This is a genomic window from Agrobacterium sp. 22-223-1 (assembly GCF_053522385.1).
Map to the genome: position 1 here is coordinate 17,755 of NZ_JBNWCN010000002.1, position 17,437 is coordinate 35,191.

Below are 17,437 nucleotides of genomic sequence, written 5' to 3' on the forward strand. Positions count from 1 at the left end.
TGCAGCCGGTGGATTTCTATGGTTAGTGCAAGGTAATGAAAACTAAGTTCTGTTTAGCTTTCGTTTGCGTTTTTCCGTGATTGGTTTCAATCGCTTGAGTCGAGGGTGTTTTTCGTCGAAATTGCGACGAGAAGAGCGGAAAAGCGCAATCTGTATGCGCGGAGCACCTGGCAAAACAGGCGTGTGGTACTGAATAGAAGTGCATGCCCGAGCACCACAGAACCGGGATCCATCGGAAGTGACTGGACGGTGAACTGACGAAACTTTGCGCCGAGGCGACGAAGTTGAACTTTCTGCAAGGTCCTGCGTTTGCGCTTGATTGCTGGAACGGATGGCTGAGCTGATGAATTTTCCGGATGACATGGAACTGGCCGTCGCCCTCTACATGGCGGATAACGCCTTGCCCCGGGAAAGGGCTATCGAAAAGCTCCTGAGGGCGGAACTCGAAAACACTGGCCATCTGCCCGGTGGCGAAGGGCGGCCGCCGGAGATCGTCGGTGGGCAACCGAGCGCGGACTATGTTCAATATAGCTCCTATCTTGATGGGGATAGCTGACGAGCGGCGGAACCAAAGCGGGCGAGGGCTGTTTATGGCGCAGATAATTGTGCCAGGTATGCGTCCCATGTTTCCAAGATCATTTCTTCTCTCAGCCGCACTCGCCGCGATGACGAGCCTGCCGGCAATTGCCCAGCCTCTCGAGGTCAGCACGCTTGCGGTTTCCAGTGCCGACAGCATTCCACTTTCGCCAGAGGCCGCGACCCCGAACTACATTACCGACGTGTCTGGGAAGAAAGTCCGTCTGATTGGGCCGCGCTTTTATCCCGACAGTGCGCGGGCGCTGGAGTTTCCCGGCCGAAGGTCGAACCCGGTTGCATCGGGCAGCGAAGAGGCTTTGTCGCAACGGTGAGGGGGCATGGTGAGAAGACCGGTCGAAATATTGCGGCGGAGGTGGAATGAGAACCGGGGGTGAGCTTCAAGGACGCAAAGCGGATGCGGAAAGCTGGATAAGGCAGGAGGGCCAGGACGCCGGCAAGGCCAGTTTCCCCGAATTATTCTTCGATCTGGTCTTTGTTTTCGCGCTGATCCAGCTCTCCCACGCGCTCGCCAAGGATTTTGGGCCGACGGCGGCGATTGAGGCCGGCATCCTGATATTGTCGCTCTGGTGGCTATGGATACACACCACCTGGATCACAAACCTGCTGAACACGGAAAAGGAGCCGGTCAGGATTCTGCTGTTTGTACTGATGTTCGGCGGCGTTCTGCTGGCCATCGCGCTGCCGGAGGCTTTTGCGGAACAGGGCCTTGTTTTCGCCCTGATCTACAGCGTGATGCAGGTCGGCCGAAGCCTGTTCGCCCTCTATGCGTTCAGGGGTGAAGACCGGCAGTCTTTTCTGGTCTTCGTGCGCGTGACGATCTGGCTCGTGGTATCGAGCCTGTTCTGGCTGGCCGGTGGGCTCGTCGATCTGGCGGATCGCATTCTCCTGTGGGGCATCGCACTTGCAATCGAATATGCCGGCCCCGCCTGCCGTTATGTCGTGCCGGGCGTAGCCTCGAGCGACGAGGACAGGCTGCATCTTTCCGGTGAGCATCTGGCGGAGCGATGTGCGCTTTTCGTCATCATCTGCCTTGGCGAAACGATCCTGACCACGGGACGCACGGCCACCGAATATATGAATTCGGGCCTGACATTCATCGTCTTCTGCTCCGCTTTCGTCAGTACCGTGGCGATGTGGTGGATTTATTTCCATCACGGACAGGAGGAGGCTTCGAGAAAAGCCGAGAATGCCGAAGAAAAAGCGAAGATCGCCCATAATCTTTTTAACTACGGGCATCTGCCTATCGTGGCCGGTATCATCCTGACGGCGGTGGGTGAGGATTTCAGCCTCTCCCATGCGCGAGAAGGCGCAACGATGCGCGAGGCGCTCGCCATTCTCGGCGGTCCGGTCCTGTTTCTGGCCGGCAATATCGGCGTCAAGATCGCCGTCGCCTATCAGCGACCGGTGTCGCACTTTGCCGGCGTGGCGGCGCTCTGCCTGCTTTTGCCGGTGCCGGGTGTTCCCCTTTTCGTGCTGCAACTGGCGAGCACGGCAATTCTTCTGCTTGTCGCCCTTTGGGAATATCTGGCGCTGAAAAGGGCGGTCGCCAATGCCTGACCCTTGATCAGGCGTTGACGAGATTGCGCGCCCTGTCGTTCCAGAGCCGAAGGCTGCGGGCATAGGCTTCCTCGAAGGGCAGAGCCATATCGTTGACCAGCATCAGCGCGATGGCGGTCGTGGAGATGATAATGGTTTCTGCCCTTTCGTCCCTTGCGGCACCCGTCCAGACCGCCCGCCAATATTCGAAGGTTGTGAACATGGTCGGCATTTCGGCGGGCGGCGTTTCGCGTGCGGGAACGATGAATTCTACATCCCTGCCCTTCGAAAGACCGAAAATCCGGGTGCTGCGAAACGGCGTGAATTGCGCGAAATCCCGCGTATTGCCGAGAATGGCGAGGTTTTCCACCGAAAGCAGCCGCGCCGTGTCCCGATGAAGTTCCTGATAGGACGGGCGGGCGACGCCGATGATCGTGCTTCTGGCGCGAAGCGGATTGAGAAGATGCACGACCGTGTTGAGCGGCAGGCGCATCTCCAGAATGCCGTACAGGCCGAGAAGGCTTTGAAACTGCAGGGACAGACCACCGATCGGCAGGTAGGCGATGCGTTCCGAGGCTGTGGCTTTCGCCGCCTGCGAAAGCGAGTGGCAAAGGGGGATGCCGCAGGCCTGTGCTGCAAGTTCAAGCTTGCCGCCGTTTTCTCCCTGCCCCACATGCCCGTGCAGCAGAACGCTGTACCCCGCCATGGCGACAAGACGGGCGGAATGGAGGAACCATGGCGCATCGCGATGTTTCGGCGACATATAAGCGGGCCAGTCGAGATCCGCCGATGCAGGCCCTTGCTGGTTCCTCTCTATATGTCGCCACATGGCTTCGATGAAACCGGCAAGCTCCGCCGCGGTCACGCCGCGATAATGCATGGTGGCGAGCAGCGCGCCTATCTGTATAGGGTCGGCGTCGCCATCGAGAATGATCGAGAGCGCATCCATCGCTTCCACCTGGCTGAGCGGGCGGCTGTTGCCGATGCCCATCGCCGAGGTTGCAATATATTTGGCAAGCCTCTGCTGCGGATCGGCATTGTGGCCGATACGCGCGAGACGGTCGGCGATGTTTTCCGGTGTCGGCTGACCTTCCAGAAGAACGCTGGGGCGAAGCGAAAGCGGCGGCGCCTTCATCAGCACAGGCCGCTCCCAGCCGCTTGCACTGGCGTTGGCCGGGGCGGCGGGTTTTTCCTGCGAATAGTCGATCAGGTTCTCGGCCTCCGCCGCCAGCGAACGAATGCGCAGCCGCATGTTTTCGGCAAAGGGGGTGGGACGCAGGCCCTGACCGGTGCGCAGAAAAAGCTGGTCGCCGTATCTTTCGCGCAGCTGCTGCAATATCCGGCTCATGGAAGATGTCGGCAGTCCCATGCCCGCCGCCGCGCGGCTGACGCTGCCTTCCCGCAACAACGCATCGAAAGCGACAAGTAGTTTCAGCTGCCCAAGCCTGTCGGGTTTTGTCGTGGAGGCTGGTTCATCTTTTCTCTTGCCGGTTGTCATCTTGCGATTTTTTTACTCCGCCGCTTGTCCGGGGAGCCCTTTTTGCAATTTCTGGAATTTAGAACTGTTCGAAAACAAACGCGTTGCGCCCGCACTCCCTCCTAAATAAGTGGGGTTAAATTCTCAAGTTAAATGCGGGGGCGTAACATGGAATTGAAGTACCGCGGTCGAGATATGGCCGCGACGATAATAAAGGCCGGTCTTTCGGCAGCAATGGCGGGAACGGCTCTCAGCATTGCTCTGCCCGTTTTTGCGCAGCAGGCGTCTGAGGGGAACACGGTTCTTCAGCAGATCGTCGTCACCGCATCCGGTTTCGAGCAGAATGTGAAGGACGCTCCGGCCAGCATCACGGTTGTGACGCGGGAAGATCTGGAAAAGGGATCCTATCGCGACCTGACCGATGCCCTGCGGGAAGTTCAGGGCGTATCCGTCACCGGCATTGCCAATGAAAAGGATATTTTCATTCGCGGTCTGCCCGGCGCTTACACGCTGGTTCTGGTTGACGGCAAGCGGCAGAGTACGCGCGATGCCCGCACCAACGGCAATTCCGGCTTCGAACAGAGTTTCGTGCCGCCGGTTTCGGCGATCGAGCGTATCGAAGTGGTGCGCGGGCCGATGTCCTCGCTTTACGGTTCGGATGCCATGGGCGGTGTCATCAACATCATCACCCGCAAGGTCGGCGATGTCTGGTCAGGTTCCGTCACCACCGAGGGCACGGTTCAACAGCATTCCAAATTCGGCAATAGCGGCCAGGTCTCCTGGTACGCCAACGGACCGATCCTGAAGGACCAGCTCGGTCTGCAGCTCTGGGGCAGGGGTTTCACACGCGGCGAAGACCGTATTTTGAGCGGCACCACGGGCGCCAAGGAATATGATTTCAACGGTCGTCTGACGTTTACGCCGAACGAAGATCACGACATCTATCTCGAAGGCGGCAAGACGCGGCTGCGCCGCAGCGCCGAGCCCGGCGACACGCTGGCGGCGACGGACGCCAACGGCACCTACAATACCAATACGCGCGACCATTGGTCTTTGTCGCATACCGGCCGCTGGGGGCCGACCACATCCGAATTTTCGTTCCAGCAGGAATGGGCGGAGCGCACCAACTTCACCAGAAATATTCGCACCGGCCGCGTGACAGAAAACCCGCGCTCGCCGGAAGTGCGCAACACCGTTCTCGATGGCAAGTTCACCACGCCGTTCGAATTGCTCGGCAACCACACGCTGGTCACTGGCGGACAATATTTCGAGGCGCGGCTGACGGACCAGAACCCGGGACGCCGCACCGGCCGCGACGAGACATTTTCGGCGACGCAATGGGCGCTCTTCCTTGAGGATGAATGGCGCATTGTCGATAATTTCGCGCTGACGGGCGGTCTTCGTCTCGATAATCACGAGAAATACGGCAATCATTTCAGCCCGCGCCTTTATGGCGTCTGGAGCGCGACCGAGGAACTGACCATCAAGGGCGGCATCTCTACCGGTTTCCGCGCCCCGGAAATCCGCCAGATCGCACCGGGTTATGCCTATACGACGGGTGGTGGCGGTTGCACCTATGGCCCGAGCGGCACCTGCGGCGTGATCATCGGCGATCCCAACCTCGAAGCGGAAAAGAGTACGAGCTATGAAGTGGCCGCGCTTTGGGACAATGGCGACGTCGCTCTCGGCGCCACCTATTTCTACACCGATTTCAAGGACAAGATTTCCAATGCGCTGGTGCTCAATCCGGATGGAACGCCTGCTCGCTGGAGCGAAGACCGCAACTATCGTCTCTGGTATAATTACAACATCGACGATGCGGTCATTCAGGGTGTGGAACTGACGGCGACATGGTATGCGACGCCGGACCTGACGCTGCGCGGCAACTATACCTATACCCATTCCGAACAGAAAACCGGCGACTATGAAGGCTTCCCGCTGGCGCGCACGCCGGAACATATGGCCAATCTGCGCGGTGACTGGGTAACCCCAATCGACGGTCTGGAAGCCTGGGCCTCGCTGAATTACCACGGATCGGAAATCAACGCCGGCCCGCGCATCGGCACCAATGGCACGCCTGTGACGATCAATGGCAAGGCCGGGCGTAAATATGACGCCTACACCACGCTGGATATCGGCGCGAAATATGCGGTCGCCGAAAATGTCGATCTCAATGCCGCCATTTATAATGTCTTCGACAAGGATGTTGGCACTGACGATTTCAACACCGTCATGGAAGGCCGCCGTTTCTGGATCAGCATGACAGCGAAATTCTGATCCGTGGCCAACATTCACGAAATTTGGAGGCGCCCTTGGGCGCCTCTTTTTTTGGGCTATCGCCTATTGACCTCAACTATGGTTGAGGAATTATACCGGCTGTTCTTCACTATGTTTCCGCGTTTTCCGAGCGGAAATCGTTACGGAAGCAGGAGCCAGAATGGAAAATACCGTATTCAAGCACAGCCTGACGGTTGGGGAGGTTGCCCGCCGCAGCGGCATCGCTGTGTCCACCATCCATTTTTACGAGGCGAAGGGGCTGATCGAAGGTTGGCGAACCGCCGGTAACCAGCGTCGTTATCATCGCGCCGTCCTGCGGCGTATCGCCATCATCCGCATCGCGCAGCGGGCGGGTATACAGCTCAGCATCATCAGGGATGCGATGGCCGATCTGCCGCAGGATCGGGTGGCGACGACGGCCGATTGGCGCAGGTTTTCCCAATCCTGGCGGGAAATGCTGCAGCTTCGCATCAACAGCCTGATCATGCTGCGCGATCAGCTTACCGGCTGTATCGGTTGCGGGTGTCTTTCGCTGGATGATTGTCCGTTGCGCAATCCGAACGATGTTCTGGCCGATGACGGCGCAGGTCCGCGCCGCCTCGTTTCTGCGGAATGAACGGGATTTCCGAACCGGAACGGTTGTTCCTCACTCGGAATCGGCGGCAACCCAGACGCTGACGCTGCCGCCATTGGTGGGAAAGACGCCCTTGCCGCTCTCATCGAGGGTAATCCGTTCTTCACGGTGCCCGAGAAAGTCATGCCAGACCGCCCTGGCGTGATCGGGACCGAGATCGATCTGCTTTTCCGCCGGCTCGCCGTTCGACATCACCACCACGCAGCCCGGCGCATCGGCAGTGCCGTGGCGAATAAAGGCGATGCAGCTTGCATCGTCGAGAATATCCGTCTGGGCTCCGTTGGCGAAACGGCTGCGGGCTTCGATGAGCTTCGGCAGGCATTCAATGGCGGGCATATCGATTTTATATTCGTTGCCGTCATTGCCGGTGTCGGTATAGCTCGTGCCGAACAGATCGGGATAAAAGACACAGGGCACACCTTCTTCGCGCAGCAGGATGATCGCATAGGCAAGAGGTTTGAACCAGGGTTCCACCGGCGCTTCCAGCGATTGCAGCGGCTGCGTATCGTGATTGTCGACCAGCGTGACGGCATGGTCTGGAACGGCGGAGACAAGCGAACCATCGAAGATGCTGCGCATATCGAAATCGCCGCCCTGTTTCGAGGCGTCATGGAAGCTGTGGTGAAGCGCGACATCGAAAAGCATCAGCTGCTTGTCGACGAGTTCGAGATAGCTTTTCAGCGCCTCGAGATCGGGGTGCCAATATTCCGCCACGACGAAAAGATCGGGATCGACCGTTTCGCGCATATGGCCGACCCAGTCGCGGAAGAACCAGGCCGGAATATGTTTGGCGGCATCCAGCCGGAAGCCATCCACCTGCACCTGCTCGGAGAGCCAGCGGCCCCAATATTTGAGTTCCTCATAAACCGCCCGGTTCCTGAACTCGACATCGGCACCCATCAGATAATCGAAATTGCCGTTTTCTTCATCGACTTCCTCATTCCATTCCCCATCGCCATACTCATTGACGAGACGGAATATGCCGTCTTCGGTCGGCTCTTCGATGTGGTCGACGCCGCTGAAGCACTTCAGATCCCAGATGAATTTGGAGTGTTTGCCGCCGCGGCCGGGAAAGGTGAAGCGGATAAAGGCCAGCGCCTGAAAGTCTTCATCGTTGATCTCGGTACGGTCTTCGGGATTGACGCGGCGAACCTGCACCTTTTCCTTCTCATCCGCACCCATCTTATGATTGAGAACCACGTCATGAATGACGCGGATGCCGTTTTCCTTCAGCGTCCGGCCCGCATGTTCAAGGGCGCCGCGATCGCCATATTTTGTGGCGACGGTGCCCTTCTGGTCGAATTCACCGAGGTCGAAAAGATCGTAGGTATCGTAACCTACCGAATAACCGCCGGCAGCACCCTTATAGGCCGGTGGCAGCCAGATATCGGTGATGCCCATTTTCGCAAGGCTTTCGGCCTTTTCGGCCACCTCGCTCCATAATTTCCCTCCGTCCGGATAATACCAATGGAAGAACTGAAGCAAGGTGCGTCTGGCCATATTTCCCTCACAGTCGTTAGCAGGTCGCGCCATAAACGGCCCGGCGGCGAAAGGGTTCCGCCGCCGGCCATACGCGATCTGCAATTGTGAGGCAGGTGGCCTGTCCGGTATATTAGCCGGCTATGTCGAGAAGGGCTGCGCCCGCCTGCAGATAGTCGCCTTCCTTGACGATCAGGCGAACTTTGCCGGCCTTGGTGGCGAGAATTTGCGTCTCCATCTTCATGGCTTCCATGACGGCCAGAAGATCGCCTTGCGAAACCGCATCACCGTCTTTTACCTTGAAGGATTGCAGCGTGCCGGAAACCGGGGCGGTGATTTCGCCTTCCTTTTCCTTGGGGGCGGCGGTGCCGGGAACAGCCGCGCTGCCGCCGCTAACCGCACCGAGGCTGGAGAGCAGCAGGCTGGGCAGACCGACCGATACGCGCTTGCCGTCGATTTCCAGAAAAGTGCGGGTGACGGAAGGGTCTTCGGCCGGTGCCGGGCGCTCCATGGCATCCGGCATGGCAGCGAAATCGGTCTCGATCCAGCGGGTGTGAACCTTGAAACCGTCCGTGCCGATGAAGTCTTCGGTTTCGATTGCGGCGCGATGGAAGGGCAGCACCGTGGCGATGCCTTCGATACGGAACTCCTTCAGCGCGCGGCGGGCGCGGCGCAGGACCTGATCGCGGTCGGCACCCGTGACGATGAGCTTCGCCATCAGCGAGTCGAATACGCCCGGCACGCTGGAGCCGCTGACGACGCCGCTATCCACGCGAATGCCGGGACCGGAGGGTGCGTCGAAAAGCGAGATCGAGCCGGGGGTCGGCAGGAAGCCTCGGCCGGGATCTTCGGCATTGATGCGGAATTCCATCGAATGTCCACGCGGTTCCGGCGTTTCGAGAACCCGCAGCTTATGGCCTTCGGCAATACGGAACTGCTCGATGACGAGATCGATGCCGGTGGTTTCCTCGGTAACGGGATGTTCCACCTGCAGGCGCGTATTGACCTCGAGGAAGGAAATCGTGCCATCGACGCCGAGCAGGAATTCGACGGTGCCGGCGCCGGAATAACCGGCAGCGGCGCAGATAGCCTTGGCGGCCGCATGGATTTTCTGCCGCTGTTCGCCGGAGAGGAATGGGGCGGGAGCCTCTTCGATCAGCTTCTGGTTCCGGCGCTGCAGCGAGCAGTCGCGGGTGCCGAGGACGAGCACATTGCCATGCTTGTCGGCGAGAACCTGCGCCTCGATATGGCGCGGCCGGTCGAGGAAACGTTCAAGGAAACATTCGCCGCGGCCAAAGGCGGCCGTTGCCTCGCGCACGGCGGATTCGTAGAGATCGGCGATCTCTTCCATCTTCCACGCAACCTTCAGACCGCGACCGCCGCCGCCATGGGCCGCCTTGATGGCGACGGGCAGGCCGTGTTGTTCCGCAAAGGCGGTGACTTCGGCAGCGGAAGCGACAGGGCCATCACTGCCGGCGACCAGCGGTGCGCCGACGCCGGTGGCAATGCGCCGCGCCTCGACCTTGTCGCCCAGTGCCTCGATGACATGCGGATCGGGGCCGATCCAGATGAGACCGGCGTCGAGAACGGCACGCGCAAACTCGGCGCGTTCGGACAGGAAACCGTAACCGGGATGCACGGCATCCGCACCGGCGCGTTTGGCAATCGCGATCAGCTTGGCGATATCGAGATAGGTCTCGGCGGGACGCACGCCCTCCAGCGCATAGGCTTCATCGGCCAGCCGGACGAAAAGCGCATCCTGATCGGGATCGGCATAAACGGCGACCGATTGCAGGCCGTAATCGCGACATGCGCGGATGATGCGCACCGCGATCTCGCCGCGATTGGCAATCAGCACTTTTTTCATCGCTCTTCTCCTCGGAATTATGTGTTCTTGGCCGCGATTTCGGCGAAGGGGCCGATCGGGCGGAATTTGATTTTGGCGTTCACCGGGATCTGCCCGGCAAGATCGAGATGATATTCGGCGACAGCGCCGATGACGGGATAACCGCCCGTCAGCGGATGGTCGGCAAGGAAGAGAACCGGCTGGCCGCTATGGGGAATCTGGATCGCCCCGGTCGCCGTGCCTTCGCTCGGCAATTCGGCGCTGTCCTTGCGCTCCACCGGCACGTCGCCGGCAAGGCGGATGCCGACCCGGTTCGATTGCGGGGTGACCTGCCAGAGCTGGCCGGTCAGCGTCTCGATGCCCTTTTGCGTGAACCAGTCCGTTCGCGGTCCGAGAACGACGTCCAGCGTGACGACCTCGCCGGTTGCCGGCGCTTCGAAGGCCTGAACCTCATCGATCGATACGCTGGAAAGGCCGCTCTTCTCGCCCTTAAGCGGCAGGATGGCGCCTCCACCCACCGGCTCTGGGCCGACGACAGCCAGTGTATCCGTTGCGAAACTGCCCAGCACGGGCTCGACATCGAAGCCGCCGCGCACCGCAAGATAACAGCGCATGCCCTTCGGCGGCTGGCCGAAAGTGACCACATCACCGGGTTCGAGCGACACCGGGCCATGGGTCTTTGCTGCGAAGCTGCGATCCGTTGTGGTGATGGTGACGGGGCAGGGCGCTCCTGCAACGCCGATGACGGCACGGCTCGTGCTCCGGAAGGAAAATCCGCCGAGCGTCAGTTCGAGACAGGGCGTGTTGACGGGGTTGCCGACTATGCGGTTTGCGGCATTGAACGCGCCGCGATCCAGTGCGCCGGAGGCCGAAACGCCCTGACCGGTCTGGCCGAAGCGGCCGAGATCCTGGAAGATGGCGGGCATGGGGGCTGCGAGCACCTCGAAATGCGGTCCTGCTTTTGCCCGGTCTTTCCCGGCGCTGCGCGGTGCCGAGACGGGGATGTCGACCGTTTTGCCGGCCTTGTCCATGTCGAAGAAACGCACCCGGTAACCCGGCTGAAAAAGTGCACCGGGATCGCGGTCTATATCCCACATCTTGACCGGCGTGGTGCCGATGATCTGCCAGCCGCCGGGGCTGTTTTGCGGATAGACGCCGCTGAAGGCGCCGGCCAGCGCCACTGAACCAGCCGGAATGCGGGTGCGCGGGCTTTGCCGGCGCGGCACATGCAGCGCCGGATCGCCGCCGACCAGATAACCGAAGCCGGGAGCGAAACCGCAAAAGGCCACGGTGAATTCGCTTTCGGTGTGGCGGCGGATGACCTCTTCGACGCTCATGCCGGTCAGTTCGGCAACATCGGCGAGGTCCTCACCATTGTAGTGGACGGGGATTTCCACGAGATTGTCCGAAGGCGCTATTTTCGCGGAAAGATCACGGCTTGCCAGCCGCGCGGCCAGCGCTTCGGCACCGATCTTTTCAGGGCGAAAGCGGATCATCAGGGTGCGGGCAGCCGGCACCGTCTCTTCGATACCTTCCACCGGATCGTTCTGAAGCGAGGCGAAAAGCGCCAGCGTTTCATCGAGATCGGCGAGTTCGACAAGAATGGTGGTGAGGCTGACGGGGAGAAAACGCATCATGTCCTCACGCGTGATAGGCTGAATCGGGAATATCGGTGATGAACATGTGCCCCGGTGCATGGGTGATCGCAAAGGGCACGCCAGACGCCATCACGGCGGCCTGGGGTGTGACGCCGCAGGCCCAGAACACCGGAACCTCGCCCGGCTCGATCCGTACCGCGTCACCGAAGTCGGGTTTTGCAAGATCGGTAATGCCGATCTCCTCCGGTGCGCCGACATGCACGGGTGACCCGTGCACGGCCGGAAAACGCCCGGAAATCGTCGCGGCATCGGCGACGCGCGACGCCGGGATCGGTCGCATGGAAACGACCATATTGCCCTTCAGTCGACCGGCCGGGCGGCAGGGCCGGTTGGTGAGATACATCGGCACATTGCTCTTGTCGGTCATGTGGCGGATTTCGATGCCCGCTTCCACCATCGGCGTTTCGAAGGTGAAACTGCAGCCGATCAGGAAGGCGACAAGATCGTCACGCTCCGCCCAGGCGGCGGTGGCGTCAGCCGTTTCCTCGACGAGCTTGCCGTCCCGCCAGATGCGGTAGAGCGGCAGGTCGGTTCTGAGATCGGCGCCGGGTGCCAGAAGCGTGGTGGGCGAACCGGGATCGGAGACATCCAGCACCGGGCAAGGTTTGGGATTGCGCTGCGCGTAAAGCAGGAAATCGAAGGCCCAGTCGCGCGGCAGCACAATCATGTTCGCCTGCGTGAAGCCGGGTGCAATGCCGGAAGTTGGGGCGACGAGGCCGTCGCGATAGGTCGCACGGGCCTGGTGCGCGGCTTCGGCGTCCGTGTGGTTGAGATAGGATGTCGGTATCGTCATCGGCTATCCTTTCAGCGATCGGATGCGAAAGAGCGGATGTCGATACCATCAACCTCGAAACGGCGGCGGATTTCCTGGGCAATGGCGACGGCACCGGGGCTGTCGCCGTGCACGCAGATGGATTGCGCTTCGATCTTTATGATGCTGCCATCGATGGCCTCAAGCGTGCCTTCGCGGGCAAGCTGCACCATACGGTCGGCGATTTTGGCCGCGTCGTGCAGCACGGCACCGGCTTCGCGGCGGGAGACGAGCTGGCCCTGAGGCGTATAGGCGCGATCCGCGAAAGCTTCTGCGACAACGGCAAGGCCTGCTTTACGAGCAAGATCGAGGATAGGCGCGTTCGCAAGACCCATCAGCACCAGCGAAGGATCGATGGCCTTGATGCCGTCAATGACCGCCTGCCCCTGTTTCGCGTCATTGGCGATGCGGTTGTAAAGCGCGCCATGCGGCTTGACGTAACGCACCGTTGTGCCGGCAGAGGCGGCGACGCCTTTCAGTGCGCCGATCTGGTAGATGACATCGGCGATCAGTTCTTCCGAGGTCGTGTCCAGATCGCGGCGGCCGAAGCCGACGCGGTCCGGATAGGAGACATGGGCGCCGACGATCACGCCCTTCTCGGCGGCGGCCTTGACGGTGCGGTAGATACCGGCCGGATCGCCGGCATGAAATCCGCAGGCGATGTTTGCGCTGGAAACGATGGCGAGCATCGCCTCGTCGTCTCCCATGCGCCATGCGCCGTAACTTTCGCCAAGATCGCTGTTGAGATCGATAGCGGCCATGTTTGCCTCCCTTTAGAGCATTTCCAGCAAAAGTGCGTAGCGGTTTTGCGTCCGGAAAATGCGTAAAAACACTAGTTTATTACAGGCCGAGCAGGCCGAAGATGGTGCCGGCGGACTTGTAGCCCATGTACCATGTCAATGCGCAGGTCAGAACGCCAAGCACAAGCAGGATGCGCGGGTAACGATAGCCGCCCATCAGATCTTCGCGTTTCCATGCGGCGAACAGGAAGATGCTGAGGCCGATGGGCAGGATGAGGCCGTTCAGGCCGCCGACGAAGACCAGCATGGCGGCGGGCGGTGTGGTGATCAGCAGGTAGCAGACGAGCGAGACGGCGATGAAAACGATCGTCGCCATGTTGCGGGCGCGTTCGGTCATGTCCTGCTTGAAGACGGGCAGGAATGAAACGGAAGTATAGGCCGCGCCGATGACGCTGGTGATAGCCGCGGCCCAGAAGATGATGCCGAAGAGCCGGAAGCCGAGATCGCCTGCAGCCGAACGGAAGGCCTGTGCGGCAGGGTTGGCGGCCTGGCCCGACGTATCGATGATGACGCCGCTGGCGACGACGCCGAGAATGGCGAGGAACAGCACGTAGCGCATGACGCCGGTGACAGCGATGCCGGTTAGCGCCGCGCGGTTGACGGCAGGCAGGTTTTCGATGCCGACCATGCCCCGGTCCAGCAGCCGATGAGCGCCGGAATAGGTGATGTAGCCGCCGACCGTGCCGCCGACGATGGTGGTGATGGTTGCGAAATTGATCGTGTCCGGCAGGAAGGTCTGGCGGAAGGCGTCACCCACCGGCGGTGCGGAAACGAAGGCCACATAAAGCGTCAGCACGATCATCAGGATACCGGCGAAGATGATGAACCGGTCGACGGCAAGGCCTGCGCGTTTGGAAACGAAGATGGCGATGGAAAAGATCGCGCTGATGGCGCCGCCGATTTTCGGGTCCAGCCCGAAAATGGCGTTCAGGCCAAGGCCGGTGCCGCCAATATTGCCGATGTTGAAGAACAGGCCGCCGATGATGACGAGAATGGCCAGAAGATAACCGGAGCCGGGAATGGCGGCATTGGCAATATCGGATGCGCGCATGCGCGTCAGTGTCACGATACGCCAGATGTTGAGCTGGACGACGAAGTCGATGAGGATGGAGGCGAGGATGCCGAAGGCAAAGGCGGCACCGAGCTGGGTGGTGAATGTCGCCGTCTGCGTGATGAAGCCGGGACCGATGGCGGATGTCGCCATCAGGAAGATCGCACCCATCAGGGATGCGCGTTTTGACATTTTCATATCGGCAGTCGGGGTGAGCTTTTTCTGCTCCATGGATTTTCTCCGCTCCTGTCGCAATCCGCCCCTCGCGGATGCTTTATGCCGCCGATCTTGTCGTGTTCTGCGAAATTGTCAACTTTGTTCAACAATATAAAGTTATCGTTCTTTCATTTTGTCCATTTGTTGGACGTAATGAGCAGGATTTAATCACGTTTTTTTCGTGCTTTGCTAATGCTTTGTGCTATGGGCAATCATGCCGTGTCCGAACATGCCTGTCACGGAATTCCCGATGCTGCATTGCTCTTAAGGAAAGGAGCGCCATGACCGAAACGATAGAGGGTCTGCCGCTTGCGGATCGATTGGCCAAGGGTATTCGCACCCTGCTGATCTCCGGCGAGTTGATGCCGGGACAGCGTTTATCGGAGGCAGCCTTCAGCGAGCGCTTTGATGTCTCTCGCAATTCCCTGCGCGAAGCCTTCCGTCTGCTGACAAAGGATGGACTCTTGCGCCACGAGGCCAATCGCGGGGTTTTCGTTGCTGTTCCCACGATGGCATCCGTGATCGACATCTATCGCGTGCGACGCATGGTGGAATGCGGCGCACTTCGCCAGGCCTGGCACAAGCATCCCGCAATCAAGACGATGCGGGCAGCGGTCGAGGATGCCAAGGTCAAGCGTGAAGATGCCGACTGGCTGGGTGTGGGCAGCGCCAACATGAAATTTCACGCCGCCGTCGTCGATCTTCTCGACAGCGCCCGCCTCAGCGATTTTTACGAGCGTATCGCCGCTGAACTCAGGCTTTGTTTCGGCTTGCTGAAAGATCCCGAACAGCTTCATTCCCCCTTCGTGGACATGAACAGCAAGATCCTGTCGCTGATGGAAGAAGGTAAGGCGCAAGAGGCCGGCGACGAGATGGAAATTTATCTCAATCTGTCCGAGCGGACGGTTCTGAAGGCGCTTGAACGCGCTGTCGAGCACGCTTCCTGACATGACGGGCGGCAGGGCAGGAAACGACCCTTGCCGCTCCCGCCATTTTTTGCAGCCGCAGCCGATTGCCAAGTTTGCTGCGCTGCGTCATCAATGCTGACATGACGCTTCGCGACCTGACCATTCTCGTTATCGACGAAAACGCGATCCGCGCCTCCATCATCGAGGAGGGGCTGCGCGAGGCCGGCTATCATCGTGTCACCGTCATCCATGAGGTGAACGGGGTGGCGCGCACCATCGAGACGCTGCAGCCCGATGTCATCTTCATCGATCTCGAAAACCCCAACCGTGACATGATGGAGCATCTGTTCCAGCTTACCCGCACGGTCGGGCGGCCGATCGCCATGTTTGTCGATCGTTCCGATACCGCGTCCATTGAGGCGGCCGTCGAGGCGGGCGTTTCCGCCTATGTGGTGGACGGGCTGAAGAAGGAGCGGGTCAAGCCCATTCTCGATATGGCGGTCAGCCGCTTCAATGCCTTCAGCCGTCTGCAGCAGGAACTTGCCGAAGCGAAATCGGCGCTTGAGGAACGCAAGGTCATCGAGCGTGCCAAGGGCATTCTGATGAAGATGCGCGGCCTTTCCGAAGAGGAGGCCTTTGCGCTTTTGCGGCAAACGGCGATGAACGAGAAGAAGAAGATTTCCGAGATCGCGCAAAGCGTGGTCACCGCGGCCGGTTTGTTGATGTGACGAACCGCCGGTCGGACAGTGTGGAGTGAATGATATGGCGGCACCGGAAAAAACGGCCGGATCAGACAGCGGAGTAACGCAAGCACCGGCAATCGTCGGCAGCGACCGGCAGAAAATCCTGCGCGCTGGCTTTATTCCCCTTGTCGACGCATCCGTCCTGATTGCTGCGGCCGAATTCGGTTTCGCAGAACGCGAAGGCCTTTCGCTCGATCTCGTCAAGGATGTTTCCTGGGCGAATGTGCGCGACCGCCTGGCGTTTCGGCAATTCGATATCGCCCACATGCTGTCGCCAATGCCCGTCGCCTCCATGCTCGGGCTTGGCTCAAATCCGTCGCCGACCATCACGCCTTTTTCACTCGGACGCGGCGGCAATGCGATCACGCTTTCGACCCGGCTGTTTGCACGGATGAAGGCTTTGACCGGGCTTTCCGAAACGGCGGGAGCGCTCGAAAATGCCGAGGCGTTGAAGCGGGTGCTCGATGATATGCGCGCCCGCGGCGAACCGCCGCCGACGCTTGGCATGACCTATCCGTTTTCATCGCATAATTACGAGTTTCGCTACTGGCTTGCCGCCGGCGGCATTCACCCCGATCACGATGTCAAGCTTGTGGTGGTGCCGCCGCCATTGACCTCGGATGCGCTTGCCGCAGGGGCCATTGACGGTTTCTGCGTCGGAGCGCCGTGGAACATCGTCGCCGCCGAGCGCGGTGTCGGTCGCATCGTTGCGGCCAAGCAGGATTTGTGGCCTTCCGCACCGGAAAAGGTCATCGGCATGCGACCCGACTGGGCGGAAAACCAGCAGGAAACGGTCGGACGGCTGCTGACGGCGCTCGATGCCGCCGCGCGCTGGTGCGACCTTGCCGAAAATCACGATGATCTCAGCGCAGCCCTTGCCGATCCCCGCTATATCGGCGCACCGGAAGGCATCATCCGCCGTGTGCTTGCTGGTGAATTCAGTATCGACAGCCAGGGCAACCGCCGGGTGATCGACAATTATTTCATCTTCCACGGCGGTCACGCCAATTATCCGCGCCAGAGCCAGGCATTGTGGATTTACAGCCAGATGATCCGCTGGGGGCAGGCCGAGTTTTCACAGGCCGGTGTGGAGGCCGCCCTGTCTGCCTACCGGCCGGATATTTATCGGGCGGCGCTGGGCGACGCCAATGCACCTGATGATGCCGATATCCGCATCGAAGGGCAGGAAGAGCAGGACCGTTTCGTGGATGGCCTCGTATTCGATCCCGCCGACATTACAGGCTACGTAAACGCCTTTTCCGTGCGCACCGCCGCACCGTTTTCTCCGACTTCAGGCGAGACGTAAGCGGCGTCATGCTTTACAGGCTGCGCAAATTTCAAGCGCAGGATTCTTCTCTTTGCACAAATGGAAGACAGAAAACGCGCTGGTTAAAATTTAATCAG

Annotated in this window: 15 protein-coding genes; 8 read left to right on the forward strand and 7 right to left on the reverse strand. The window is 60.1% G+C overall.

Annotated features, from left to right (window positions below; all coding sequences use genetic code 11):
* Positions 1-343 precede the first annotated feature (343 nt).
* The 3 genes from ACQZ60_RS12245 (at position 344) to ACQZ60_RS12255 (ending at position 2,154) form a co-directional block, all read left to right on the forward strand.
* Positions 344-556 carry a hypothetical protein gene (locus ACQZ60_RS12245; protein WP_035260560.1) on the forward strand — a complete coding sequence of 71 codons (213 nt, stop codon included), beginning with the start codon at positions 344-346 and terminating at the stop codon, positions 554-556.
* A gap of 67 nt (positions 557-623) precedes the next feature.
* Positions 624-908 (forward strand): hypothetical protein, encoded by a 285-nt coding sequence (locus ACQZ60_RS12250; protein ID WP_035260558.1) that lies wholly within the window; start codon positions 624-626, stop codon positions 906-908.
* A 46-nt stretch (positions 909-954) separates the two neighbouring features.
* On the forward strand, positions 955-2,154 hold the full coding sequence (locus ACQZ60_RS12255) for a low temperature requirement protein A (RefSeq protein ID WP_035260549.1): 1,200 nt from the start codon (positions 955-957) through the stop codon (positions 2,152-2,154).
* Between the two features lie 7 nt (positions 2,155-2,161).
* Here ACQZ60_RS12255 and ACQZ60_RS12260 read toward each other — a convergent pair whose 3' ends face one another.
* Complete coding sequence (locus tag ACQZ60_RS12260) at positions 2,162-3,631, reverse strand: glycosyl transferase family protein (RefSeq protein WP_269830096.1); 1,470 nt, start codon at positions 3,629-3,631, stop codon at positions 2,162-2,164.
* Positions 3,632-3,778: 147 nt separating this feature from the next.
* On the opposite strand from ACQZ60_RS12260, the gene ACQZ60_RS12265 reads away from it, so the two are divergent.
* Positions 3,779-5,887 carry a TonB-dependent receptor domain-containing protein gene (locus ACQZ60_RS12265; protein WP_448735339.1) on the forward strand — a complete coding sequence of 703 codons (2,109 nt, stop codon included), beginning with the start codon at positions 3,779-3,781 and terminating at the stop codon, positions 5,885-5,887.
* A gap of 160 nt (positions 5,888-6,047) precedes the next feature.
* Entirely contained in the window at positions 6,048-6,503 is a 456-nt protein-coding gene (gene soxR, locus ACQZ60_RS12270) for a redox-sensitive transcriptional activator SoxR (protein ID WP_003519761.1), read from the forward strand.
* Between the two features lie 30 nt (positions 6,504-6,533).
* Here the strand turns inward: soxR and amyA are convergent, their stop codons facing one another.
* The 6 genes from amyA to ACQZ60_RS12300 all read right to left on the reverse strand — a co-directional run bounded on the left by amyA (position 6,534) and on the right by ACQZ60_RS12300 (position 14,397).
* A complete protein-coding gene (amyA, locus tag ACQZ60_RS12275) occupies positions 6,534-8,021 on the reverse strand; it encodes an alpha-amylase (RefSeq protein ID WP_448735340.1) in 1,488 nt (495 codons plus the stop codon).
* A 112-nt stretch (positions 8,022-8,133) separates the two neighbouring features.
* Positions 8,134-9,867 carry an acetyl/propionyl/methylcrotonyl-CoA carboxylase subunit alpha gene (locus tag ACQZ60_RS12280; protein WP_448735341.1) on the reverse strand — a complete coding sequence of 578 codons (1,734 nt, stop codon included), beginning with the start codon at positions 9,865-9,867 and terminating at the stop codon, positions 8,134-8,136.
* A 17-nt stretch (positions 9,868-9,884) separates the two neighbouring features.
* Positions 9,885-11,480 (reverse strand): 5-oxoprolinase subunit B/C family protein, encoded by a 1,596-nt coding sequence (locus ACQZ60_RS12285; RefSeq protein WP_035260446.1) that lies wholly within the window; start codon positions 11,478-11,480, stop codon positions 9,885-9,887.
* A gap of 7 nt (positions 11,481-11,487) precedes the next feature.
* Complete coding sequence (locus ACQZ60_RS12290) at positions 11,488-12,297, reverse strand: putative hydro-lyase (protein WP_448735342.1); 810 nt, start codon at positions 12,295-12,297, stop codon at positions 11,488-11,490.
* Positions 12,298-12,308: 11 nt separating this feature from the next.
* Positions 12,309-13,076, reverse strand: coding sequence for a LamB/YcsF family protein (locus tag ACQZ60_RS12295; protein WP_448735343.1), 768 nt, complete (start codon positions 13,074-13,076; stop codon positions 12,309-12,311).
* Positions 13,077-13,155: 79 nt separating this feature from the next.
* Entirely contained in the window at positions 13,156-14,397 is a 1,242-nt protein-coding gene (locus tag ACQZ60_RS12300; RefSeq protein ID WP_035260452.1) for an NRAMP family divalent metal transporter, read from the reverse strand.
* Between the two features lie 266 nt (positions 14,398-14,663).
* Between ACQZ60_RS12300 and ACQZ60_RS12305 the strand changes: the two genes are divergently transcribed.
* The 3 genes from ACQZ60_RS12305 to ACQZ60_RS12315 all read left to right on the forward strand — a co-directional run bounded on the left by ACQZ60_RS12305 (position 14,664) and on the right by ACQZ60_RS12315 (position 17,339).
* Complete coding sequence (locus ACQZ60_RS12305) at positions 14,664-15,329, forward strand: GntR family transcriptional regulator (RefSeq protein ID WP_035260455.1); 666 nt, start codon at positions 14,664-14,666, stop codon at positions 15,327-15,329.
* Positions 15,330-15,430: 101 nt separating this feature from the next.
* Positions 15,431-16,018, forward strand: coding sequence for an ANTAR domain-containing response regulator (locus tag ACQZ60_RS12310; RefSeq protein ID WP_035260459.1), 588 nt, complete (start codon positions 15,431-15,433; stop codon positions 16,016-16,018).
* Positions 16,019-16,052: 34 nt separating this feature from the next.
* Complete coding sequence (locus ACQZ60_RS12315) at positions 16,053-17,339, forward strand: CmpA/NrtA family ABC transporter substrate-binding protein (protein WP_059758325.1); 1,287 nt, start codon at positions 16,053-16,055, stop codon at positions 17,337-17,339.
* Positions 17,340-17,437 lie beyond the last annotated feature (98 nt).

Bases quoted from the DNA above. Each gene is read 5' to 3' on its own strand.
- ACQZ60_RS12245 (WP_035260560.1), top strand. From the start codon at position 344: ATGAATTTTCCGGATGACATGGAACTGGCCGTCGCCCTCTACATGGCG.
- ACQZ60_RS12250 (WP_035260558.1), top strand. From the start codon at position 624: ATGTTTCCAAGATCATTTCTTCTCTCAGCCGCACTCGCCGCGATGACG.
- ACQZ60_RS12255 (WP_035260549.1), top strand. From the start codon at position 955: ATGAGAACCGGGGGTGAGCTTCAAGGACGCAAAGCGGATGCGGAAAGC.
- ACQZ60_RS12260 (WP_269830096.1), bottom strand. From the start codon at position 3,631: ATGACAACCGGCAAGAGAAAAGATGAACCAGCCTCCACGACAAAACCC.
- ACQZ60_RS12265 (WP_448735339.1), top strand. From the start codon at position 3,779: ATGGAATTGAAGTACCGCGGTCGAGATATGGCCGCGACGATAATAAAG.
- soxR (WP_003519761.1), top strand. From the start codon at position 6,048: ATGGAAAATACCGTATTCAAGCACAGCCTGACGGTTGGGGAGGTTGCC.
- amyA (WP_448735340.1), bottom strand. From the start codon at position 8,021: ATGGCCAGACGCACCTTGCTTCAGTTCTTCCATTGGTATTATCCGGAC.
- ACQZ60_RS12280 (WP_448735341.1), bottom strand. From the start codon at position 9,867: ATGAAAAAAGTGCTGATTGCCAATCGCGGCGAGATCGCGGTGCGCATC.
- ACQZ60_RS12285 (WP_035260446.1), bottom strand. From the start codon at position 11,480: ATGCGTTTTCTCCCCGTCAGCCTCACCACCATTCTTGTCGAACTCGCC.
- ACQZ60_RS12290 (WP_448735342.1), bottom strand. From the start codon at position 12,297: ATGACGATACCGACATCCTATCTCAACCACACGGACGCCGAAGCCGCG.
- ACQZ60_RS12295 (WP_448735343.1), bottom strand. From the start codon at position 13,076: ATGGCCGCTATCGATCTCAACAGCGATCTTGGCGAAAGTTACGGCGCA.
- ACQZ60_RS12300 (WP_035260452.1), bottom strand. From the start codon at position 14,397: ATGGAGCAGAAAAAGCTCACCCCGACTGCCGATATGAAAATGTCAAAA.
- ACQZ60_RS12305 (WP_035260455.1), top strand. From the start codon at position 14,664: ATGACCGAAACGATAGAGGGTCTGCCGCTTGCGGATCGATTGGCCAAG.
- ACQZ60_RS12310 (WP_035260459.1), top strand. From the start codon at position 15,431: ATGACGCTTCGCGACCTGACCATTCTCGTTATCGACGAAAACGCGATC.
- ACQZ60_RS12315 (WP_059758325.1), top strand. From the start codon at position 16,053: ATGGCGGCACCGGAAAAAACGGCCGGATCAGACAGCGGAGTAACGCAA.